The sequence below is a fragment of the Amycolatopsis sp. NPDC051102 genome, assembly GCF_040682815.1.
Lineage (GTDB): Bacteria > Actinomycetota > Actinomycetes > Mycobacteriales > Pseudonocardiaceae > Amycolatopsis.
The window spans coordinates 1-21,264 of sequence record NZ_JBFBBT010000034.1 but is presented as its reverse complement, the minus strand read 5'-3'; the positions used below and the strand labels follow the sequence as shown (position 1 = coordinate 21,264).

At 72.1% G+C, this 21,264-nt stretch carries 16 protein-coding genes and 1 pseudogene; 9 read left to right on the top strand and 8 right to left on the bottom strand.

Annotated elements, in window-relative coordinates:
• The first annotated feature begins 21 nt into the window (after positions 1 to 21).
• The 3 genes and pseudogenes from AB0M93_RS45725 (at position 22) to AB0M93_RS45715 (ending at position 2,905) form a co-directional block, all read left to right on the top strand.
• Positions 22 to 1,614, top strand: a complete 1,593-nt coding sequence (locus AB0M93_RS45725) for an ABC-F family ATP-binding cassette domain-containing protein (protein ID WP_364286742.1) — start codon at positions 22 to 24, stop codon at positions 1,612 to 1,614.
• Positions 1,615 to 1,704: 90 nt separating this feature from the next.
• Positions 1,705 to 2,135, top strand: a pseudogene (locus tag AB0M93_RS45720) (organic hydroperoxide resistance protein).
• Positions 2,135 to 2,905: an alpha/beta hydrolase gene (locus AB0M93_RS45715; RefSeq protein ID WP_364286739.1), complete on the top strand. Its 771-nt coding sequence runs from the start codon at positions 2,135 to 2,137 to the stop codon at positions 2,903 to 2,905. Before AB0M93_RS45720 ends, AB0M93_RS45715 begins: the two are co-directional and overlap by 1 nt.
• Before the next feature lie 65 nt (positions 2,906 to 2,970).
• Here the strand turns inward: AB0M93_RS45715 and AB0M93_RS45710 are convergent, their stop codons facing one another.
• Together AB0M93_RS45710 and AB0M93_RS45705 are read right to left on the bottom strand one after the other, a co-directional pair.
• Positions 2,971 to 4,005 (bottom strand): alpha/beta hydrolase, encoded by a 1,035-nt coding sequence (locus AB0M93_RS45710; RefSeq protein ID WP_364286736.1) that lies wholly within the window; start codon positions 4,003 to 4,005, stop codon positions 2,971 to 2,973.
• A gap of 93 nt (positions 4,006 to 4,098) precedes the next feature.
• Positions 4,099 to 6,792, bottom strand: coding sequence for an AAA family ATPase (locus AB0M93_RS45705; RefSeq protein WP_364286733.1), 2,694 nt, complete (start codon positions 6,790 to 6,792; stop codon positions 4,099 to 4,101).
• 136 nt (positions 6,793 to 6,928) lie between these two features.
• Here AB0M93_RS45705 and AB0M93_RS45700 point away from each other — a divergent pair, with 136 nt between their 5' ends.
• On the top strand, positions 6,929 to 8,431 hold the full coding sequence (locus tag AB0M93_RS45700; protein ID WP_364286730.1) for a tannase/feruloyl esterase family alpha/beta hydrolase: 1,503 nt from the start codon (positions 6,929 to 6,931) through the stop codon (positions 8,429 to 8,431).
• Positions 8,432 to 8,523: 92 nt separating this feature from the next.
• Positions 8,524 to 9,588: an aldo/keto reductase gene (locus AB0M93_RS45695; protein ID WP_364286727.1), complete on the top strand. Its 1,065-nt coding sequence runs from the start codon at positions 8,524 to 8,526 to the stop codon at positions 9,586 to 9,588.
• Positions 9,589 to 10,152: 564 nt separating this feature from the next.
• Here the strand turns inward: AB0M93_RS45695 and AB0M93_RS45690 are convergent.
• Positions 10,153 to 10,503 (bottom strand): hypothetical protein, encoded by a 351-nt coding sequence (locus tag AB0M93_RS45690; RefSeq protein ID WP_364286724.1) that lies wholly within the window; start codon positions 10,501 to 10,503, stop codon positions 10,153 to 10,155.
• Between the two features lie 403 nt (positions 10,504 to 10,906).
• Complete coding sequence (locus tag AB0M93_RS45685) at positions 10,907 to 13,939, bottom strand: BTAD domain-containing putative transcriptional regulator (protein ID WP_364286721.1); 3,033 nt, start codon at positions 13,937 to 13,939, stop codon at positions 10,907 to 10,909.
• 221 nt (positions 13,940 to 14,160) lie between these two features.
• Between AB0M93_RS45685 and AB0M93_RS45680 the strand changes: the two genes are divergently transcribed.
• Together AB0M93_RS45680 and AB0M93_RS45675 are read left to right on the top strand one after the other, a co-directional pair.
• Positions 14,161 to 15,384: a hypothetical protein gene (locus AB0M93_RS45680; RefSeq protein ID WP_364286718.1), complete on the top strand. Its 1,224-nt coding sequence runs from the start codon at positions 14,161 to 14,163 to the stop codon at positions 15,382 to 15,384.
• Positions 15,381 to 15,836: a hypothetical protein gene (locus tag AB0M93_RS45675; RefSeq protein WP_364286715.1), complete on the top strand. Its 456-nt coding sequence runs from the start codon at positions 15,381 to 15,383 to the stop codon at positions 15,834 to 15,836. The genes AB0M93_RS45680 and AB0M93_RS45675 overlap by 4 nt, the downstream gene beginning before the upstream one ends.
• A 10-nt stretch (positions 15,837 to 15,846) precedes the next feature.
• On the opposite strand, the gene AB0M93_RS45670 is transcribed toward AB0M93_RS45675, so the two are convergent.
• From AB0M93_RS45670 to AB0M93_RS45660, 3 genes are read right to left on the bottom strand one after another with little or no spacing between them, the layout of a single operon-like run.
• Positions 15,847 to 17,055 (bottom strand): amidohydrolase family protein, encoded by a 1,209-nt coding sequence (locus AB0M93_RS45670; protein WP_364286712.1) that lies wholly within the window; start codon positions 17,053 to 17,055, stop codon positions 15,847 to 15,849.
• The gene (locus tag AB0M93_RS45665; protein WP_364286709.1) at positions 17,052 to 17,474 is read right to left on the bottom strand and encodes a GAF domain-containing protein; all 423 of its coding nucleotides are present in this window, start codon (positions 17,472 to 17,474) and stop codon (positions 17,052 to 17,054) included. The genes AB0M93_RS45670 and AB0M93_RS45665 overlap by 4 nt, the downstream gene beginning before the upstream one ends.
• Positions 17,471 to 18,862: an MFS transporter gene (locus AB0M93_RS45660; RefSeq protein ID WP_364286706.1), complete on the bottom strand. Its 1,392-nt coding sequence runs from the start codon at positions 18,860 to 18,862 to the stop codon at positions 17,471 to 17,473. Before AB0M93_RS45660 ends, AB0M93_RS45665 begins: the two co-directional genes overlap by 4 nt.
• Positions 18,863 to 18,981: 119 nt before the next feature.
• Between AB0M93_RS45660 and AB0M93_RS45655 the strand changes: the two genes are divergently transcribed.
• Positions 18,982 to 19,857, top strand: a complete 876-nt coding sequence (locus tag AB0M93_RS45655) for a MurR/RpiR family transcriptional regulator (protein ID WP_364286703.1) — start codon at positions 18,982 to 18,984, stop codon at positions 19,855 to 19,857.
• Positions 19,858 to 19,940: 83 nt separating this feature from the next.
• Here AB0M93_RS45655 and AB0M93_RS45650 read toward each other — a convergent pair whose 3' ends face one another.
• Positions 19,941 to 20,666: a GAF and ANTAR domain-containing protein gene (locus AB0M93_RS45650; RefSeq protein ID WP_364286888.1), complete on the bottom strand. Its 726-nt coding sequence runs from the start codon at positions 20,664 to 20,666 to the stop codon at positions 19,941 to 19,943.
• A gap of 175 nt (positions 20,667 to 20,841) precedes the next feature.
• On the opposite strand from AB0M93_RS45650, the gene AB0M93_RS45645 reads away from it, so the two are divergent.
• Positions 20,842 to 21,177: a DUF3140 domain-containing protein gene (locus tag AB0M93_RS45645; protein ID WP_364286700.1), complete on the top strand. Its 336-nt coding sequence runs from the start codon at positions 20,842 to 20,844 to the stop codon at positions 21,175 to 21,177.
• Positions 21,178 to 21,264 lie beyond the last annotated feature (87 nt).

Below are 21,264 nucleotides of genomic sequence, written 5' to 3'. Positions count from 1 at the left end.
CACCCCATCGAGGTCTTCGCCATGTCCGAAATCGTGCTGTCCGGCCTGTCCTTCTCCTGGCCCGACGACACCCCCGTCTTCGACCGCCTGTCCGCCACGTTCCCCGGCGGCCGCACCGGCCTCGTCGCCCCGAACGGCGCCGGCAAGACGACGCTGCTGAAGCTCGTCGCCGGCGTCCTGACGCCGTCCACCGGGAGCGTCGGCGTCGACGGCGTGCTCGGCTACCTCCCGCAGGACCTGCCGCTGAGCGGGGAGCCGTCCGTCGCCGAAATCCTCGGCGTCGCCCCGGTCCTGCACGCGCTCGCCGCCGTCGAATCCGGCGACGTCGGCGAGGAGCACTTCACCACCATCGGCACCGACTGGGACATCGAGGAACGCACCCGCGCCCAGCTCGACCGGCTCGGCCTCGCCGACGTCGCGCTCGACCGCACGCTGGGCACGCTCAGCGGCGGCCAGGTCGTTTCCCTCGGGCTCGCCGCGCAGCTGCTGAAGCGCCCGGACGTGCTGCTGCTCGACGAACCGACCAACAACCTGGACGTCGAGGCGCGCCACCAGCTCTACGCCGTGCTCGACGACTGGTCCGGCTGCCTGCTGGTGGTCAGCCACGACCGCGCGCTGCTCGACCGGATGGACCGCATCGCCGAGCTCGACCGCGGCGAAATCCGGTTCCACGGCGGGAACTTCACCTCCTACGGAGAAGCCGTCCGCGCGGCGCGCGAAGTCGCCGAGAAGAACATCCGCAGCGCCGAACAGGAAGTCAAGCGCGAGAAGCGGGAGCTGCAGCAGGCCCGCGAGCGCGCCGCCCGCCGCGCGAGCACCGCGTCGCGCAACCTCGGCAACGCCGGGCTGCCCAAGATCTTCGCCGGTACCATGAAACGCAACGCCCAGGAGTCGGCGGCCAAGGCGGACGGCACGCACGCGGCGCGCGTCGGCGCGGCCAAGGCCAAGCTCGACCAGGCCGAGCGGGAGCTGCGCAGCGAGCAGAAGATCAGCCTCCAGCTGCCGCAGACGGAGGTCCCGGCGGGCCGCACGCTGTTCCTCGGCGAGGGCCTGCGGGTGCGCCACCTCTTCGGCGACGGCGTCGACCTGGCGATCCGCGGCCCCGAGCGGATCGCGCTCACCGGCCCGAACGGCGCCGGGAAGTCGACGCTGCTGCAGCTCGTGAAGGGCGACCTCGAGCCCGACAGCGGCACTGTCACCCGCGCCGAGGGCCGGATCGCGTTCCTGTCCCAGCGCCTGGACCTGCTGGACGACGACCGCAGCGTCGCCGAAAACCTGGCGGCGGCCGCCCCGGCGCTGCCGTCGGCGCAGCGGATGAACCTGCTGGCCCGCTTCCTGTTCCGCGGTTCCCGGGTGCACCGGCCGGCCGGTGTCCTCTCCGGCGGGGAACGGCTGCGTGCCACGCTCGCCTGCGTCCTGTTCGCGGAACCGGCCCCGCAGCTGCTGTTGCTGGACGAGCCGACGAACAACCTGGACCTGGTCAGCACCGGCCAGCTGGAAAGCGCGCTGACGGCGTTCCGCGGCGCGTTCGTCGTCGTCAGCCACGACGAGCGGTTCCTGGCGGAGATCGGGATCGACCGCCGCCTGCGGCTCGAGGACGGCGGGCTGCGGTGACGTACACGGGTGACGTCGGGCGACGGTCGCGGCGCGCGCACGCGGATTCCTAGCGTGAGGGCGATCCACCGTCCAGCGCAAAGGAAGACCATGTCCGAAGTGACCTACACCGCCGTCGCCACCTCCACCGCGGAGGGCCGCAACGGCGGCCGCGCGACCTCCGACGACGGCGCGCTCGACGTCACCCTCGCCGTGCCCAAGGCCTTCGGCGGCGCGGGCGACGGCACGAATCCGGAGCAGTTGTTCGCGGCGGGCTGGGCGTCGTGCTTCGTCGGCGCCGTCCGCCGGGTCGCGGGGGCGAAGAAGGTGCCGCTGAACGACCTCGCGGTGGTCGCGGAGGTGACCTGCACCACGACACCGAGGCGGGCGAGTTCGCCCTCAGCGCGGTGCTGCACCTGGAGGCCACGGGCATCGACCAGGCCACGGCCGACGACCTGGTCCGGGCCGCGCACCAGGTGTGCCCGTACTCGAAGGCCACGCGCGGCAACATCGAGGTCACCCTCGACGCGAAGGTCGCCTGATGCGGCGCGCCATCACCGCACTGGCGGCCGTGGCGATCGCCGGGGCGGGCGTGCTCACCGCCGCTTCCCCCGGCACGGCCGCGTCTTCGCACCCGAAGCCGACGGTCGTGCTCGTGCACGGCGCGTTCGAGGACGCGTCCGCGTGGGCGCCGGTGACCCGGCGGCTGCTGGCCGAGCACTACCCGGTGATCGCGCCGGCGGTGCCGCTGCGCGGGATCGCCGCGGACGTCGCTTCGCTGCAGGGGGTGCTCGACGCGGTCGAGGGACCGAAGATCCTCGTCGGGCATTCCTACGGCGGCCTGCTGATCAGCGAGCTGGCGGGCCGGACGGCCGACGTGCGGGCGCTGGTCTACGCGGCGGCGTTCATCCCGGAGGCGGGTGAAACGGCCGGGCAGCTGAACGCCCAGTTCCCGGGGTCGCTCATCGGCCCGTCGACGACGCACGCGGTGGGTCCGGAGCTGTTCGTGAACACGGCGAGCTACCCCGCGCTGTTCGCCGCGGGGCTGCCGGCGCTCGACACGGCGGTCGCGGCGGCGGGCCAGCGGCCGATCCTGGCGGCGGCCTTCGACGAGAAGATCGCCGCGACGGCGCCGGCGGGCATCCGCAAGTACGCCGTCGTCGCCACGCGCGACCAGGCGATTCCCCCGGCGGCGGAACGGTTCGAGGCCCGGCGGGCGAACGCCGTGATCACCGAGGCCGACTCGCCGCACGCGATCGCCTCGGCAGCCCCCGGCGCCGTCGTCGACGTCATCCACCGCGCCACCCGCTGAGCAGTCTTCCGCGGCTTGTCGTGAGTGTTTAGGCGAGTTCTAACTCGCCTAAACACTCACGACCGCTACATCCGGGCGGCGTCGATGACCGCCTGGGCGAACGGGTGCGGTGCTTCCTGCGGCACGTTGTGGCCGATGCCGTCGAAGATGCGGTGCTCGTACTTGCCGGTGAACTTGGCGCGGTAGGCCTTCCCGTCCTTGGCGGCGCCGTCGAAGTCGCTGCCGATCGTGATCGACGGGACGCCGATCGTCGCGCCGGCGGCCAGTTTCTGTTCGTACGCCTCGTACTGCGGCTCGCCCGGGGCGAGGCTCAGGCGCCAGCGGTAGTTGTGGATGACGATGGCGACGTGGTCGGGGTTGCCGAACGCCGCCGCGCTGCGGTCGTAGGTCGCGTCGTCGAAGTGCCACGCCGGGGACGCGTTCTTCCAGATCAGCTTGTTGAAGTCGTGGCGGTTCGCCGCGTAGCCGGCGCGGCCGCGCTCGGTCGCGAAGTAGTACTGGTACCACCAGCCGAGCTCGGCGGCCGGGGCCAGCGGCTGCTGGTTCGCCTTGAGGTTCGTGACGATGTACCCGCTCACCGCGACGATCGCCTGGCAGCGTTCGGGCCACAACGCGGCGATGATGTCGACGGTCCGGCCGCCCCAGTCGTAGCCGCCGAAGACGGCCTTGTCGATCTTGAGCGCGTCCAGCAGGGCGACGACGTCGAGCGCCACCGCCGTCTGCTGGCCGTTGCGGACGGTCTCCGCGGACTTGAACACCGTCGGGCCGTAGCCGCGCAGGTAGGGGACGATCACGCGGAAGCCCGCGCCGGCCAGGATCGGCGCGACGTCGACGTAGCTGTACGGGTCGTACGGCCAGCCGTGCAGCAGCACCACCGGCTGCCCGGTGGCCGGCCCGAACTCGTGGTAGGCCATGGTCAGGACACCGGCGTCGGCCTGCTTGACCGGCCCGAGCGAGGTGTGCTCGCCCGACCCGGCCCGCAGGTCGGGGGCCGGCGCGGGGGTGGGGGCGGCCGCGGGAGTGCCCGACGAGCAGGCCGCCAAGGACGTCGCCGCGAGCCCGGCCGCGAACGCCTGCCCGAACCTTCTCCTGCTGATCATCTGCTGCTCCTGTGCGAAAGACCGTGGGACTTTCACAACGTTAGGAGCGGTTCGGTGACCTTCGCGCCCGTCGGGTGACGCAGCCGGTGTACGTCACTCTTCGAGGGTCTTCAGCGCCCCGGCGAGGCCGGCGCGGGAGCTCACGCCCAGCTTGGGGAAGATCCGGTGCAGGTGGGTGCCGACGGTCCGGTGCGAAAGGTACAGCCGCTGCCCGATCTCCCGGTTCGTCAGCCCCTCCGCGGCCAGCTGCGCGATGCTCAGCTCGTGCGGGGTCAGCTTGTCGCGGGCGTCCGGGCCGCGGTTCGGGCTCGACTCGCCCGCGCTGCGCAGCTCGCGGCGGGCCCGCTCGGCCCAGGCCGTCATGCCCAGCGCGTCGAAGGTCTTGCGGGCGGTGCGCAGGTGCGTGCGCGATTCGACGACCCGCCGCTGCCGCCGCAGCCACTCGCCGAACGCGAGGTGGACGCGGCCGCGTTCGGCGGGCCAGCCGGCGAGATCCGCCTGCAGTGCTTCGGCGAACAGCTCGTCGCTCGGATCGAGCACGGCCCGCGCGTACCGGAGGCCGATCCGCAAGGCGGGTGACGACGTGTCCAGGCATTCGAGTTCGGCCAGGACGCCGCGCAGCTCGCCGGTCCGCCCGGCCCGCACGGCGGCCTCGGTGAGCTCCGCGACGCAGTAGGCGCGCAACGCGAGCTGGTAGGCGGGGTCGGCCGGGTCGAGCAGCCGGCGCAGGTCGGCGAACGCGTCGTCGAACCGGCCCTCGCCGAGGTTCGTCAGCCCGCGCGTGAGCTGCACGGTGGCCAGCACGGGCCGGGCGCCGGCGGCGAGCCCGGCGCGTTCGGCCTCGTCGGCCAGGGCTTTCGCCTGCTTGTGGTCACCGCGCAGGGCGGCGATCTCGGCCTGGACCGCGGTGGCCAGCCCGGCCATGAACGGCTGGCCGGTTTCCCGGGCGAACCGGGCGGCCTCCGCCGCGGCCGGCACGGCCCCGGCCAGGTCGCCGAGGCGGACGCGGCTCCACGCCAGAACGGCCAGCGCCCGCGGCAGCAGCCCGAGCCGCCCCTGGGCCCGCAGCCCGGGCGCGGCGGCGGCGGAGAAGCGCGCGGCGAGGTCGAAGGCGCCGACCTGCAGCGCGGCGCTGCCCAGGTACCGGTCGACCTCGGGGTCGGCCCCGGTTCTCGCGACCAGCGCCCGCAGGTGGGTCAGCACGGCTTCACCGCGTTCGAAGGGCGCGACGTAGGCGGTGACGGCGACGATCCGCGGATCGCCGCCCGGAACGGGCAGCCGGTCGGCGACCTCCAGGAGGGCCTGCCGCGCGGCCGGGCCGGGCTCGGTCCAGAAACAGCGCATGGCGGCGCTCCAGAGGATCCGCAGAGCGGCGTCGTGGTGCCCGTCGGCGGCGGCGGAGGCGGCGGTGCCGGCGAGTTCGGCGACGCGGGCGGGGTCTTCGCGGACGCCGTCTTCGAACTCGCTGAGCAGCCGGCCGGCGGTGGCCCGGCGGCGCGGGTCGGCGGGGTTGGCGGCGTGGACGAGCCGCTCGGCGGTTTCGCGCCGCCCGGAGTCGACGGCGAGCTGGGCGGCCAGCAGCAACCGGTCCGCCCGGCGCTCCGGCTCCTCGCTGAGCCGGGCGGCCTGTTCGAGGGCGGCGATCGCGGCGGCGGCACCGCCGCGGAAGCGGGCGCGCTCGGCGGTCCGTTCGAGTTCGGCGGCGACGGTTTCGTCGGGCCCGGCGGTGGCGGCGGCCTGGTGCCAGGCACGCCGGTCGGGCTGGTCGCGGAGGGCTTCGACGAGCGCGAGGTGGGCGTTCCGCCGGTCGAGCGGGGTGGCGGCGGCGGGGATGGCCGACCGCATGAGGGGGTGGCGGAAGGTGACGGCGCCGGCGGTGAGCTCGATCAGGTGGGCCTCGACGGCGGGAGCGAGGACTTCCGCGTCGACCGGCGTCCCCACCAGGGCTTTCGTCGCTGCCAGGGTCTCGGTCAACGACGTCGTCTCGTTCAGCGCCGCCACCAGCAGCGCCGTCCGGGTCGCCGCGGGCAGCGCCGCGACCCTCGCCGAGAACGTCCGCTCCAGGCGCTCGGTCAGCGGCAGCACCGGGTCGAGCCCGTCGAGCTCGCCCACCGCCGACGGCAGTTCCGTCAACGCCAGCGGCAGCCCCGCCGCCTCCGCCAGCACCCGCGTCCGGACCGCCGGGGCGAGCCGCGGCGCCACCGAGTCCAGCAGCTCCGCGGCGGCGTCCGCCGGGAGGCGGTCCAGCACCATCGGCGCCAGCCCCGCGTCCAGCAGCGGCGACTCCGCTCCGTCGCGCAGCGTCGCGACCAGCACGATCGGCTCGGTTTCGAGCCGGCGGGCCACGAACGCCAGCACGTCGGCGCTCGCCCGGTCCAGCCAGTGCACGTCCTCGGCGATCAGCAGCAGCGGCTTGGCCGCGGCCTCCTCGGCCAGCAACGTCAGCGTCGCCAGCCCGACCAGGTAAGCGGTCGGCTCGGCCCCGGACGCCAGCCCCAGCGCCGTCTGCAGGGCGTCCCGCTGCGGCGCGGGCAGCTCCGCGGCTCCGGCGCGGACCGGGTACAGCAGCTGGTGCAGCCCGGCGTAGGCCAGGTTCCGCTCGGCCTCCGCCCCGGTCGTGCGCAGCACCCGCAACCCCGCGACCGACGCCGCCGCGGCCGTCGACGCCACCAGCGCCGACTTGCCGATGCCCGCCTCTCCCCGGATCAGGACGCCGCTGCGGTCCTCCGGGCCGTCGACGAGCTCGCCCAGCTCCTTCAGCTCGGTGTCCCGCCCGCTCAGCGCCATGGAAACGACCTTACCCAACGGCCGTTTCCGCAGTTCAGAGCCGAGTGACGTACGCCGGCAGCGTCATCCGACGGGCGCCGGGCCCGCGGCCGGCCCCCTAGCGTTCCCCCGCAATGACCAGCGACCGGAGAGACAGATGAAACGCCTCCTTCTCGCTGCCGCCGTGCCACTGCTGCTGACCACCGTCACGCAGCCGGCCGCCTCGGCAGCAACCCCGGCCCCCTGCGCCGCCGTCGCGGTGCCCGCCCCGCCGGGCGCCACGATCGAGTCTGTGCAGGCCGCGCCGCAGCCGTCGTACTGCCTGATCACCGTCACCCTGACCCACACCGGCACCGACCACGTCAAGGTCGCCGTGGCTCTGCCGGACGCCGGCTGGAACGGACGGCTCCAGGCCCTCGGCGGCAGTGCCTACGCCGCCGGCAACTTCGACGCGCTCGCCCCGGCGGTCAAGGACGGCTACGCCGCCGTGACCACCGACGCGGGCGTGTCCCTGAACGGCCTCGACACGTCCTGGGCACTGAAAGACGGCCAGGTCGACCAGACGCTCCTGACCAACTTCGCCACCCGTTCGGTGCACGAAGAAGCCGTGCTGGGCAAGGCCGTCACGCAGCGGTACTACCAGCGCCCGATCTCGTACTCCTACTGGACCGGCTGCTCGACCGGCGGCCGCCAGGGCTACTCAGAAGCCCAGAACTACCCGAAGGACTTCGACGGCATCCTGGCCAACGCGCCCGCCGTCGAGTGGACGCAGTTCGCGGTCGCGACCCTGTGGCCGCAGGTCGTGATGAACCAGAGCCACGACTTCCCCAGCACCTGCGTGCTCTCGGCGTTCCGCACCGCCGCGGTCCAGGCGTGCGACGCGCGGGACGGCGTGACCAACGGCATCGTCGACCGGCCGGACGAGTGCAGCTACGACCCGCGCAGCCTCGTCGGGACGAAGGTGGTCTGCGACGGCCACGAGTTCACGGTCACCGCCGCGGACGCCGAGGTCATGCGCAAGATCTGGGCCGGCCCGACCGACGAGCGCGGCCACCGGCTGTGGGCCGGGCTGCCGAAGGGCGCGGACTTCACGTGGCTGGCCGGCACCCAGCCGGGCCCCGACGGCACGCTGACCGCGCCGGGTTTCCCGGTGGCCGTCAAGTGGGTGCAGTCGTTCCTGGAGAAGCAGGCCGATTTCGACACTTCCAAGCTCATGTACGCGCAGTTCACGGCCCTGTTCCACCAGTCGGTGCGTGAGTACGACGACGTCATCGGCACGTCCGATCCCGACCTGTCGGCGTTCCGCCGCGCGGGCGGCAAGCTGATCACGTTCGTCGGCGCGAACGACCAGCTGATCCCGCCGGGCGGCACATTGACCTACCGCACCCAGGTGGAACGCACGATGGGCGGCCCGCAGCGGGTCAACAGCTTCTACCGGCTGTTCCTCGCCCCGGGCGTCGAGCACTGCTTCGGTGGCGGCGGCCCGGAGCCGACGAACGCGCTGGGTGCGCTGGTCGACTGGGTCGAGCACGGCAAGGCGCCGGCCACCCTGGCGGCGGCGTCGGCGGACGGGAAGACGCGTGACCTGTGCGCGTACCCGCGGGTTTCCCGCTACACCGGCGGCGACCCGGCCACGGCGTCGAGCTACCGCTGCCGCTGAGCCACGGCCGTGTGTGCCGGTCCTCCCTCCGGCACACACGGCCGTCCTCGAATGGACTTGCGGGTCCAAAAACGGCTCGGCACGCTGGCCGCATGGCACTCGATCAGTACTACCTCCTCGGCCGCTCCGGGCTGCGCGTCAGCCGGCTCGCGCTCGGCACCATGAACTTCGGCACCGGCGGTTTCCACGCCGCCTACGGCAAAACCGAAGCCGAAGCCCGCCCGATCTTCCGGAAGTACCTCGACGAGGGCGGCAACTTCGTCGACACCGCGGACTTCTACACCGCGGGCGAGAGCGAGACGATCCTCGGCAAGCTCATCGCCGAAACGCACTCCCGCGACCGGCTCGTGCTCACCACCAAGTTCACCAACACCGTCGACCCAGCCGACCCCAACGCGGGCGGCAACGGCCGCAAGCACATGATCCGCGCACTCGAAGCGTCGCTGCGGCGGCTGGGCACCGACCACGTCGACGTCTTCCTGCTGCACACCTGGGACCGGATCACCCCGGTCGAGGAGGTCGTGCGCACGTTCGACGACCTCGTCCGCGCCGGCAAGATCCGCTACCCCGGACTGTCCGACGTCCCGAGCTGGTACGCAGCCCGCGCGCAGAGCCTCACGGAGGCGCACTCGCTGGCGCCGATGGTCAACCTGCAGCTGCCGTACTCACTGGTCGAGCGGGAGATCGAGACCGAGCACGTCCCGATGGCCCGGCAGCTCGGCCTCGGCGTCACGGCGTGGAGCCCGCTGGCGGGCGGCATCCTCACCGGCAAGTACCGCAACGGCGGCACCGGACGGCTCAGCGACGGGCCGTCCTGGACCGAACGCACCCCGCAGCTCCTCGGGCCGCTCGAAGAGGTCGCGGGCAAGCTGGGCGTGACGATGGCCCAGGTGGCGATCAACTGGGTGGCCACCCAGCCGGGCATCGCGGCCGCCATCGTCGGCGCGAGCAGCGCGTACCAGCTCGCCACGAGCATGGCAGCCCTGGACTTCGAAATCCCGGCCGAGCTGCGCACGCTGCTCGACGAGGCGAGCGCGGTCCCACCGGCTTCGGTGTACCGGATGTTCACCCCGGAGTACCAGAATTGGATCGTGAGCCCGGGCCTGAAGATCGGCGACAAACCGTCGGGATACGCGCCCGCGGTGCAGAACTGGTAGCCGCAAGTCAATCATCACTCTTTCGAGTGAAAATACTTCAGTTGCCTTTCGCAAGTTCGGGCCCAGGAAGTGATGAGCTTCGCCACGGCTGACCACAACTCCCCCCATGTCGTTGCCACGACCGCGATGCACGGCACGCCGAACCTCTACAGTGGACTGACAAATGGGTGGTCTTCCGTTGACTTTTCGGCAGCCGTGCCCGGTCGGCCGGCGCGCCCGGCGGCACCCGATAGGGGCCCCCGAACGATTGAACGGGCCCCGTTGATTCGACCTCATCCGGCACGGTAAGCTTCGCGCACCCCGACCGAACGACGACCGAACGAGGCTCCCCCTCTTGACCACCGCACGACGCACGAGGGCGAAGATTGCACCTCATCCGGCAGCGGAGCGCGCGGCTCACGGTCCCGAACCGATGGAAGGAGAAGTCGTCCATGCACGCAATGCCGGACTGGTGGATCATCATGGCGGCGGCCTGACCCGCCGACGACCACCACCCTGATGGGGTAAGCAGTACCCGCGTTCGCCGGGCTCGTCAGCGTACGCTGCGGCCCGGCGCAACCGGTGTCACGACCGGCCCCGAGGGCGGAGTTCGACACCCTCCGCGAGGAGGATGTTGCGAGTCTGGTTGTAGGACATGCCGTAGGTCGTGGCGAGCTGGCGGATCGAACGGCCGCCGAGGTAGGCGTTGACCAGTCCGGGCGGAGTGGGCGGTAGCGGTATCCGCGGCGGGCGCAGCGTCACGCCTGCGTCGAGCAGCGCGAGGCGGATCTTGCGGTAACTGTAGGGATGGCTCTCGACCAGGCTTTCGATCGTTTCCCCGGCGGTGTAGCGGGCTGCCATCTCCTGGACGAGTTCGGCCGGGACCTCGGGGGGCACGGATTCGGCCGGACGTGCGTCTCCGTGATCGTCGCTCACCAGATCATCGCCCCGACCAGCTGATCCGTGTGCGCGGGAACGCGGCCGTGGTCCCTGGCTCGCGTCTCACGCGGTCCGCATCCCACCCAACGACATCGATGCCGGCGGGTACACCGCCAGCCGGGTGGCGGCCGATCATCACGTGCGCTCATGGCTGATTCCGCTCCCCGTGCGGTGGCCCGTCCAGGAGTGGGGACCGCTTCGCCGGCCGGTCATGACGCTCGCGCAAGAAGTTGTAACAGCTGTTACATGCGACCCGCCGGAAAGGCGGACCAGCCGGAGCAGGTGGATCGTGCGCATGCACCCAGCATGGGTGTCGCATCCACGCGCACACCAACGGACAGTGTGCGTAATGCGGATCTGCGCTGGGCGCGCGCCCGCGAATCGCCGATTCGAGTGACCCCTACGGGTTTCGCTGCAACCGCGGTGGCAGCATCGCCACGGTGTCCCGTTCACCTTCGCGGGCCACCGGGATGCCCGGCTCCGAGGCATCCAGCTCGGCGATGAGCGCCTCGATCTCCGCCGCGCGCCTGGTCCGCGCGCGCCCCCGGTAGAGCTCCACCGCCTGCACCCACAGCGCTCGCGCGTCTTCGGTGTTCCCGTGATCGCGGAGGATGACCGCGAGGGTAGCCAGCGCCCGCGCCTGTCCAGTGGCATGGCGGGTGCGGTCAGCCAGCTCGACCGCCCTGTGCGCGTACCACAACGCCGCCCGGGCATTGCCCTGCTGGTGCCGCAATCGGGCCAGCACTGTGTTCAGCTTCATCACCGCCGGCAGATTCAGGCTCCCCGGGGTAAGTTCGGAAGCCAGCCGGCACTGGTCGTCGGCCTCGTCCAAGCGCCCCAGGTCGGTCAGCAACGCGCCCAGCGCGGTGTGGATCTGCATCCGCGCCGTCCGGTCGCCGGACTCCCACAGGTGTTCCAGCGCCTCGGCGTAGAGGTCCAGCGCCTCCTGCTCGAACCCACCGGCCGCGACCAGCGCGTTCGCCAGCCGGTGGGCCGCGGCGGCACACAGCGCAGGCTCGTTCAGCTCCTCGGCCAGCTGCAGCGCCAACCGGCACAGCACCGCGGCCTCCGGCGCCCGGCCCACCCTCAGGTGCCACCGGGCCAGGTTCAGCGTGGAAGCGATCCGGCCCAGGGGAAACCCGTCGGCCTCGGCGAGCGCCAGTGCCCGCCGGAGGTGGTGTTCCGCCTGCCGCTCCTCGCCGGTGTGCATCAACACGACCGCAAGGTCGTTCAAGTGCGACCCGAGTATCTGACGCAGCTCGGACGCGGAGTCACCCCCCTCGGCGAGCGCCTCTTCGACGCTGCTGATCGCCGCGGTGAGACAGCTGACCGCGTCGGAGTAGAACCCCATTTCCGTGATCAGTTCAGCGAACAACGCGGGCAGGTAAGCGCTTTCACTGCCACCCGCCGCGGCGATTTCCAGCAGCAGGTTCTTTTCCCGGACCACCCACTGCCGGGCCAGTACCGCGCTGCCGAAGCCGGGAGCCGACCGCGATCGGGTGGTCGCCGGCAGCTGCGGGGGTGGTTTGTGCGGGAAAACCAGACGATGCGCGTCGTAGGCCATCGACAGGTAGAACTCGAACAACCGACGTCGCACGGCCTCGACGTCGTCGAGCTGTTCGGCGACCGATGCGGCGTAGGCGTGCAGGAGGTCGTGGACCCGGTAGCGGTCCAGATCGCTCGGGTGCGCAAGCAGGTGCGCCGCGACCAGGACATCGAGCGAACGGCGCACCGCCGCCAGGGGACGCCCGTCCCCGGCCGCGACGGCGTCGGTCGTGACTTCCGCTCCCGGGTGCACCCCGATCACCGCGAGCACGCGTCGCTCGCCCGGGCCCAGCACCTGGTAGGACGCCGTGAACGCCGCACGCAAGCTCCGCTGGAGGGCGTCACCCTCGTACCCGAGGTCCAAGAGCATGTCCGCATCCCGCAGCTGTCCGGCCAGGGTCGACAGGAGCATGCCGGTGCGCGCCGTGACACGGTCGGCCACCAACGTGAGCGCAAGGGGGTTTCCCTGGCACACCCGCACCAGTTCGGCCGCCCCGTCGCGGTCTTCCCTGGCCCGCCGCCCGATCCGGCGCTCGAGCAGCGCGGTCGCGTCGTCAACGGTCAGCGGGGGCACCGTCACGACCGGCGGGGACACCGTCGCGGCCAGCGATGGCAGCCGCCACCGCGAAACCACCAGCACCGTACAGGCGTCGAGCACGCCCAGCAGCGGGGCGACCTGCTCGCGGCTGTCGACGTTGTCGAGGACCACCAGCATGGACCGCCGGTGCAGGAGAGCCGAGAGTTTCGCCGCTCTCGCCACCGGACTCACCACCTGGTCGACCGGGAAATCCAGCAAGGACAACATCGTGTCCACGACCTCGGCGCTGTTCGCGGAGGTCGCCCGGCCATCCCCTCGGAGGTCGAGCAGGACAACGCCGTGCGGAAACCGGCGCCGGGCCCGGTGCGCCCACCGCACCACCGCCGTGGACTTGCCCACGCCCGGCCCGCCGGTCACCACGACCACGCCACGGCGCGGTGCACCGCTCGAATCGGAGGTGAACGCGTCGAGTTCCGCGAGCAGTTCGGCACGTCCCTCGAGCCCATCGCAGTCCGGGGGGACGTGCCAGATCGCCGGCCCGGCCGGTTCGCCGGCATCGGTGGTGCGAACCTGCACGGCCTGGCGCGGGAAGCCACCGTCGCCGGAGATCACCTCGTCGTGCACCGCCCGCAGCTCGTCCGCGGCCCGCAGTTCACCGATGTCGAGGTACTGGCGGCGCTTGGCGAAGTAGAACTCGGTCACCTCGTCCGGGCGATCCGTCGCGGCCAGCGCACGCAACCGCAACTTCGCCAAGCCGAGTTCCAGGGGATGCGCGTGTTCCAGCTCCAGCAACCTGCCGAGCGCCCCGTCGGCGTGGCCGATGGCGAGCAGTTCGGCAACCAGGAAAGCGTTGGCGGGCAGCCAATGGCCGCGTATCCACTGCGTCCGCCACTCTTCGGCCCGCTGCGTGCGCAGGTCGGCCAGCGGCTCGTCCCGCCACAGCCGCACCGCCGCCTGCGCCTCGGCCAGGGCGCGGCGGTGGTCGCCTCGATCGCGGAACTCGCGAGCCCGTGCCATTCCCCGGGAGAACACGCGGTGATCGACGAGCGCTTCGTCGATTTCCACCACGCACCCGCTCTTCCCGACCCCGACGCGGGCCGCGATCCCGCTCTTCTGCAGAGCTTGCCGCAAGTGCACGGCGTTCTGGTGCAGGGTGGCCAGCGCTCCCCGCGGCGCGTTCTCGTGCTCGGCCCACACCCAGTCGACGACCGCGTCGACCGGGAACCGCTGGTTCGGGAACGTCAGCAAGGCGGCGAGCACCTGTCTCGATCGGGGGTGGGCCCACTTCACATCCAGTTTCCCGTGCAGCAGCATGGCCGTTTGCCCGAGAATTCCGAACGCGATTTCCATGCGGCCCCCTTCGCCATGGCTTCGGCCACCTGCTACCGCTGCACCGCCGGCCATTTTTCCATTGTCATCCGCGAAAGACCACGTCAGAACCCTTGCACCAAGACCGCCCACAGGGATTGTTGATCGATTGTCAACAGACGAACACGCAGGCCGAAAGCCTTTTGTGAGCCCCTTCATCCACCTTGGTGACAACAACTGGACAATTCACGAGGAGGACCGCGATGGCCGTCACCGCCTGGGTTCGCAGCCCCATCGGCCGTGCCGATGCGCACTGGGCCACGAGATGCGGGACGAAATCCGTCCTGGTGCTCGTGCCGCACATCGTCGCCGGGACACGTCTGCTGGACCTGCTGCCCCTGCTCGAAGCCGATCACCGCATCCAGGTCGCCTTCACCGATCCCGATGCCGGCGACAACTGGCCGGCGACTCAGGACTTCCTTCGCGCGCAAGGCGGTTCGGCGCTGCCGTGGGCCCAGGCCCGGCGCAGCGACGTCGACCTCGTCGTCGCCGGCAGCACCCGCGGTATCGACGAGCTCGCCGCACCCACCCTGCTGGTCCCGCACGGCGGCGGCCTCGGGCAGTACCGGTCCTGGCGCCCGCCGGCCGCCGCCCGGCACCACGACCCCCAGCTCGGCCTCGGCACCGACCAGTTGATGCGCGAAGGCCGGGTCCGCGCCGACGCGATCGTCCTCGTCCACGACCACGAGCGCGATCTCCTCGCCGAGGTCTGCCCGCGTGCGCTCCCCGCCGCGGTCGTCGCGGGCGACATCGCCCTCGACCGCATCACCGCCAGCCTGCCTCACCGCGACCGGTACCGGCACGCCCTCGGCGCCACCGGCGACCAGCAGGTCGTCGTGGTCACCTCGACCTGGTCCCCGAGGTCGGCGTTCGGCCGTCACCCGGACTTGTTCGACCGTGTCCTGGCCGCGCTCCCCGGGGAGGGCTACCGGGTCGTCGGTGCGCTGCACCCCGCGATCTGGTCCCACCACGGGCACTGGCAGATCCGCTCCTGGCTCGCTGCCGCCCTCCGTGCCGGGCTCGTCCTCCTGCCGCCGGAAGAAGGCTGGCGTGCTGCCTTGGTGGCCGCCGACCACGTGATCGGCGACTTCGGATCCGTCACCGGCTACGGCGCCGCCGCGGGTGCGTCGATCCTCCTCGCCGGCAACCGCGGCGAGCGGCTCCTGAACGGCACCCCGGCCGAGGTCATCTCCCGGCACGCGCCCCGCTGGCGGCCCGGCCGGCCGCTGGTGCCGCAACTGCGCGCCGCCACCGAGGCGCGCGACGCCGCCGGCCTGCCCGGCCTGGTCCGTGGTCTCATGACGTCCCGTCCCGGCGAGGCCGGCCGAATCCTGCGCAGCACCTTGTACCGGCTGCTGGGCATCCCCGAACCGGCTCACGCCGTCCCGGTCGCTCCGGTTCCGCTGCCGAAGCCGGTGACCGCATGACCCGCCGCGCCCCGTGCCTCACGATCTGGCACTACAGCTGCGGTCTTCACCACGGCACGGTGGTCACCGGCCCCCCGCACGATCGCCCCTCGCTCGCCGATGCGGTGATCGCTCCGGCCGTGCACGGCGAGGCCGACGGACGAGCAGCACTGGCCGAGCTCTTCGACCGGCTTCCGGGACTCGCACTGGCCGTCGTCCCGATCCGCTCGACCGGGCTGCTGCTCGGAGACCGTCTCGGCGAAACGACCCTCGTCGGTCGCCGGCCCGCCGAACCGGCGGCTGTGGCCGCGTACGCGTGGCTGATCACCGGACGGCCGTTGGGCGCCCTCGCGGCAATCCGAGACGGGGACTGCCGTCGCCTCCGGCAAGCCCACGTGGGCGTCTTCGGGCTGGTCGTCGCGGTCGGTGCACCGGGCAGGAGCCGCCAGGCCGTTCGTCTCGTCCACCGCTGAGCTTCGGCAGTCAGCCGGAGACCACCTCGCCGGCCTGGACGATGTGGCGGAAGTGCTTCGGCTCGGCCAGCACGCCGATGTCCGCCAGCGGGTCGCCGTCCACCACCAGCAGGTCCGCGTGCGCGCCCGCCGCCAGGGTGCCGATCTCGCCGGTGAGGTTCAGCAGCGCCGCCGCCGTCGATGTCGCCGAGCGGAGGACCTCCAGCGGGGACTGGACTTCGGCGCGCAGGCGGAACTCGTGGTTCTGGTGGCGGTGCATGCCGCCGAGGAGGTCCGTGCCGTAGACCAGCTTGACGCCGCCGCGGGCCGCTCGGTCCAGGGCCGTCAGGCCCGCGCCGAGGACGTCGTCGACCTTGCGCCAGCTCGATTCCGGCAGTCCGTGCTCGCGGCCTTCCTCCTTCAGGGCCCAGTACGTCACCAGGGTCGGCACCAGGAAGGCGTCGTGCTCCAGGAACAGCGAAACGCTGTGGTCGTCGAGCAGGTTGCCGTGCTCGATCGACCGGACACCCGCCTCCAGCGCGCGGTTCACGGCGCGGGCGGTGTAGGCGTGCGCGGCGACGTACCGGTTGGCCGCCTCGGCTTCCTCGACGATCGCCCGCAGTTCCCCGGCCGAGTACTGCGTCGAGTCGATGCGGTCGGTCGGGGACGCCACTCCGCCCGACGCCATCACCTTGAGGTGGTGGGCGCCCTTGCGGAGCTCGTCGCGGGCCGCGGCGCGGACGGCGTCGACGCCGTCGGCCACCCGGCCGAGACCCGCGCAGCACGGGTGGTCGTCGCGGGCGTTGGCGCCGCGGGTGCGGCTGTCGCCGTGGCCGCCGGTCTGGCTCAGCGCCCGGCCGCAGAACAGCAGCCGCGGGCCGCGGAACAGGCCCTCGGCCTGGGCGTCGGCGAGGCCGAAGTCGGCGCCCGAGGCGTCGCGGACCGTGGTGAACCCGCGGTCGAGCATCCGGCTCATCGTGCGGGCGGCGTGCGCGGCCACGTAGGACGGCGACGCCGACGACAGCGAACCCAAGTCCGCGGTCGACGCCGTGACGTGCACGTGCGCGTCGACCAGCCCGGGCAGCACCACGGCGCCCCGCACGTCCAGCGTGGGCACGTCGGCCGCGGGCAAGCGCGGTCCCACCTCGGCGATACGGCCGTCGGCGCACCGGAGGTCGCCCTCGGTGTATTCGCCCGAAAGCGGGTCGAGCAGGCGGGCGTTGCGCAGCAGCAAGTTCACTGTTCCTCCTTGAGCGCGGGCACGGCCAGCGGCGCGAGGGCTTCGGCCGCCTTGACGGAAGCCTCGTCGTACGCGCCTTCGGCGTCGAGGATGTTGAGCACGCCCAGGGTCCGCCCGCCGTCGACGACGGGCACGTTGATGATCGAGCCGCAGCCGAGGGACTCGATCAGCTCGTGGTCGGCGAAGATCTCCCGCACCGCGGCGCGGTCCGGCCCGAAGTACGGCTCCTGCGCGGTGATGCAGCGGTCGAGCCAGCCCGCGGCGACCTCGACGGTCTTCTCCCCGCCCACCGGGTATTCCGCCGGGTGGCTGCTGTGCACCCGCCGCAGCGCCCGGCGTTCCGGGATCCAGGCGAGCACGGTGAACAGCCGGACGCCGAGTTCGGCGCGCACCCGTTCCTCCACAGTGGACAAACTCACTTCGTCATCTCCTTCGCGGCGGCCACCTGGGCGCCGTGTTCGGTCAGTTCTTCCAGCGAGCGGCCCGCGGTGGACAGGCCGAAGACGAGCACGCAGAGCACCCCGGCGGCGAGTAGCGCCGTCGTCAGGCCGAAGACGCCGGCGAAGCCGAGGCTCGCCGCGGACAGGCCGATGATCGTCGGCGCGAGGATGCTGCCGACCCGGCCGAACGCGCTGGACAGGCCGGTGCCGCTGGCGCGGATCCAGGTCGGGAACACTTCGGGCGTGTAGGAGTACACCCCGGCGTAGGTGCCGTTGAGGAAGAACGACAGCACCGCGCCGGCCAGCGTGATCGACCACGGCGTGCTCGTCTGGCTCAGCCAGAACGCGCTCACGGCCGAGCCGGCCAGGTACAGCGCGATGGTGTGCTTGCGGTCGAGCCGTTCGGACAGCCACGCGGCCGAGAAGTACCCGGGCACCTGGGCCAGGTAGATGATGATCGAGAACTCGAAGCTCTTCGTCACGGTGATGCCGCGTTCGACCAGCAGCGTCGGGATCCACGAGAAGAAGCCGTAGTAGGAGAACGTGATCACGAACCAGACGGTCCAGATCACCGCCGTCCGCCGCCGCATCGCGGGGCTCCACAGGAACTTCAGCGCGCTGAACAGGTTGACCTTCGGCGTCTCGGTCGCCGGCTGCGCGCCGGACGGCGGTACCGGCGGGAGGGCGGTGCCAGTGGCCCTCTCGACGTCGCGTTCCAGCTTCGCGACGACCTCCTCGGCCTCGGCGGCCCGGCCGTGGGCGAGCAGGAACCGCGGCGACTCGGGCAGGGACCGGCGCCACCACAGCAGCATCACGATCGGCAGCGCGGTGACCAGCTGCGCGACCCGCCAGCCCGCGTCGAACGACGGGACGACGAACCGCCCGATCAGCGCGGCCGCGACGAAGCCGAAGGAGAAGAACCCGGCCAGTGCGCCGACGAACCAGCCGCGCCGCTTGGCCGGGACGAACTCGGACAGGAAGGGCGCGATGATCGCGCTCTCGGCGCCGGCGCCCGCCCCGGCCAGCACGCGGGCACCCAGGAAGACCTCGTAGTTCGGCGAGAAGGACGCGACGACGGAGAACAGCGCGTAGAAGGCCAGCGCGTACATCATGACCTTCTTGCGGCCGATGCGGTCGCCGAGCAGGCCGGCGGCGATCGCGCCGAAGAGGAAGCCGAACGGCGTCGCGGAGCCGATCAGGCCGAGCTGGCCGTTGTCGAGGCCCCACGCCGCCTTGGCGCTGGGCAGCAGGAACGCGACGACCGCCGAGTCCATGCCGTCGAAGGTGTAGCCGAGCCCGCCGATGAACAGCAGTTTGTGGTGGGGCCGGCTCAGCGGGAGCCGGTCCAGTCGAGCCAGCAGCGTCATGGGGAACGCCTTCCGTCGAGGAGTGCCGACAACATAGACTGCATTTCGACGAAACTGCAACGATCGTTGCAAGACAACTTCGCTGCGTTACGGTCTACGCGATCGAGGGAGGCGCTGAGGTGGCGGAGACCGACGACGGTTTCGAAGCGTGGCTGCGGGACCGGCTGCCCGAGCGAGGGCTGCGGCCCAAGTCGGCCGCGGTGCTCGAGGTGCTGGTGTCCCAGCCCCGGCGGGCGTCGTTCGGTTCGACGGCCGAGCTGGCGCAGCTCGCCGGCGTCAACGTCGCGACGGTGACGCGCACGGCGCAGGCGCTGGGCTTCGCCGGCTGGCCGGCGCTGCAGCAGGAGCTGCGGGCGCGGTACATGTCGTCGCTGAGCGCGCCGCAGGTCGCCGAGGAGCACCGCGGCGTCGGCTCACCGGGGTCGGCGTCGCTGCGCCGCGACCTCGACAGCCTCGCCCTGCTGAACCGCCGGTTCGACGAGGAGGTGCTGCGCGCGGTCGCCGGCGCGATCGCCGCGGCGCGTCGCACGCTGGTGATCGCCGACGGCAGCTACGCGGCGGTAGGCATCGCGATGGCGCACAACGCGCGTTTGGCGGGCTACGACGTCCACGCGGTCACGGCGGGCGACGCGGAACTGGCCAACCAGACGGCAAAACTGACGGCGGACGACGTCCTGGTGGCGATCAGCTTCTGGCGCCTGTACGAGAGCACGGTCCTGGCGGCGAACGAGGCCCGCGACCGCGGCGCCCGGGTGTTCGCGATCACGGACGCGGCCAGCCCGGCACTGGCGGGCGCGGCGGAGCACGTGCTGATGGTGCCGGCGGAGGGCGTGACGTTCTTCCCGTCGCTGACCGCAGGCATGGCCCTGGTCCAGGCGATCGTGGCCCAGCTGGCGGCGGCCGACCCGGCCCGGACGAGCGCGTCGATCGAGGCGGCCGAGGCGATGTGGTCCCGGTTCGACCTGCTGCACCGGCGGCCGAACGCGAAATCCTGACAGCCGGAGGGGCAGCCGCCGCCCGTCGGCCAAGGCCCGGCCAGGGGCGGTCGCGGCCGGAGGTCCGGCCGCGACCGCCCGGCTCAGTTCCGGGCCGTTCCCCCGTCCGCCGAGCTCATCCGCTTCGTGAACCGGGCCGCGACGTCGCGCAGCTTGACGTTCGTGTGCTGGGACTCCACGATCAGCCGGTGCATCGCCGCGTCCTCGGTGACCCGGTGGATCAGCATCAGCATGCCCTTGGCCTGCTCGATCACCGCCCGGGTCTCCATCGCGTTGTGCAGCTCGTCCGCCAGCCGCCGCGCCTCCCGGTAACGGCGGGTCAGCCGCAGCACCGTCTCCACGCACAACGTGAACAGGCGCAGCACCTTCGTGTCGAACTCGTGGTAGCCGTGGCTCTCGAAGCCGAACAGCGTGATCGCGCCGACCAGGGTGTCGTCCACCCGCAGCGGCACCGCCAGGTAGCTGCCCACGCCGAGTTCCTTCGCCGCGGCGACGAACTCGGGCCACTGGTCGCCCGTTTCGGCGACCGCCACCCGCACGACCTCGCCCGTGAGCGCCGCGAGCAGGCCCGGACCGTCGCCCGCCGCGTACTGGACGTCGTCGATGCGCTGGGCTCGTTCGTCGGTGAAGGCCGCGGTCTGCGTCACGCCGTCGCGGACCACCATGATGCTGGCCAGGTCGGCGTCGGGGACCACCCGGACCGCCTCGCCACAGACCGCGTCGAGCAGCCCCGGTGTGTCGGACATCGATTCGAGCACCCCGACGAGATCGGCCAGCACGGCGTTCAGCTCGTCGACCCGCTCTGCCATGCCGTCGCCAGTGGTCGGCAAGGCCCACCCCTCCCATGCGTCAAGCGGCGAGCACGGGGATGAGCTCGCCAGCAGCGTCAACAGAGACCACCGCTGGCGTTTCAACGGGTCCGGAGGAATTCTACCGGCCACGGACCCCCGGTTTGCCGTGGGCCGCGCCGGGTAGCCGGGAAAGATGGACGATCCGGCTGTTGACGACGAACTGTGGGCGGAGTTCCACCGGGTGGTGAACATGACCTCGCGCGAGCTGGAGGACTGGCTGCGCACCCGCGACGCGGGCCCGGAGACCGAGCCGCTCCCGGACGAAGCGGGCCCGCCGACCGGCAACGAGGTGCTGTCGATCCTGCGCAAGCGCAAGTCCGACGTGGACCGCCACGACGCGGACGTGATGCGCAAGGTCGTCGACCGGGTGCACGCACAGCGCCGCGACGACCTCGAGCCGACGGCGGGCGAAGCCCACTGGCGGCACCGCCTGATGTCGATCGGGCACGACCCGCTCAAACCCGCCTGACCGAGCTGTCGTGAGTGGGTATGGGGGTTTTAAAACGCCGTAAAACACAACACCCCGGGGCCCCGGGGGGGGCGGGCCCCGCGGGGT

Bases quoted from the DNA above. Each gene is read 5' to 3' on its own strand.
- AB0M93_RS45725 (WP_364286742.1), top strand. From the start codon at position 22: ATGTCCGAAATCGTGCTGTCCGGCCTGTCCTTCTCCTGGCCCGACGAC.
- AB0M93_RS45715 (WP_364286739.1), top strand. From the start codon at position 2,135: ATGCGGCGCGCCATCACCGCACTGGCGGCCGTGGCGATCGCCGGGGCG.
- AB0M93_RS45710 (WP_364286736.1), bottom strand. From the start codon at position 4,005: ATGATCAGCAGGAGAAGGTTCGGGCAGGCGTTCGCGGCCGGGCTCGCG.
- AB0M93_RS45705 (WP_364286733.1), bottom strand. From the start codon at position 6,792: ATGGCGCTGAGCGGGCGGGACACCGAGCTGAAGGAGCTGGGCGAGCTC.
- AB0M93_RS45700 (WP_364286730.1), top strand. From the start codon at position 6,929: ATGAAACGCCTCCTTCTCGCTGCCGCCGTGCCACTGCTGCTGACCACC.
- AB0M93_RS45695 (WP_364286727.1), top strand. From the start codon at position 8,524: ATGGCACTCGATCAGTACTACCTCCTCGGCCGCTCCGGGCTGCGCGTC.
- AB0M93_RS45685 (WP_364286721.1), bottom strand. From the start codon at position 13,939: ATGGAAATCGCGTTCGGAATTCTCGGGCAAACGGCCATGCTGCTGCAC.
- AB0M93_RS45680 (WP_364286718.1), top strand. From the start codon at position 14,161: ATGGCCGTCACCGCCTGGGTTCGCAGCCCCATCGGCCGTGCCGATGCG.
- AB0M93_RS45675 (WP_364286715.1), top strand. From the start codon at position 15,381: ATGACCCGCCGCGCCCCGTGCCTCACGATCTGGCACTACAGCTGCGGT.
- AB0M93_RS45660 (WP_364286706.1), bottom strand. From the start codon at position 18,862: ATGACGCTGCTGGCTCGACTGGACCGGCTCCCGCTGAGCCGGCCCCAC.
- AB0M93_RS45650 (WP_364286888.1), bottom strand. From the start codon at position 20,666: ATGGCAGAGCGGGTCGACGAGCTGAACGCCGTGCTGGCCGATCTCGTC.
- AB0M93_RS45645 (WP_364286700.1), top strand. From the start codon at position 20,842: ATGGACGATCCGGCTGTTGACGACGAACTGTGGGCGGAGTTCCACCGG.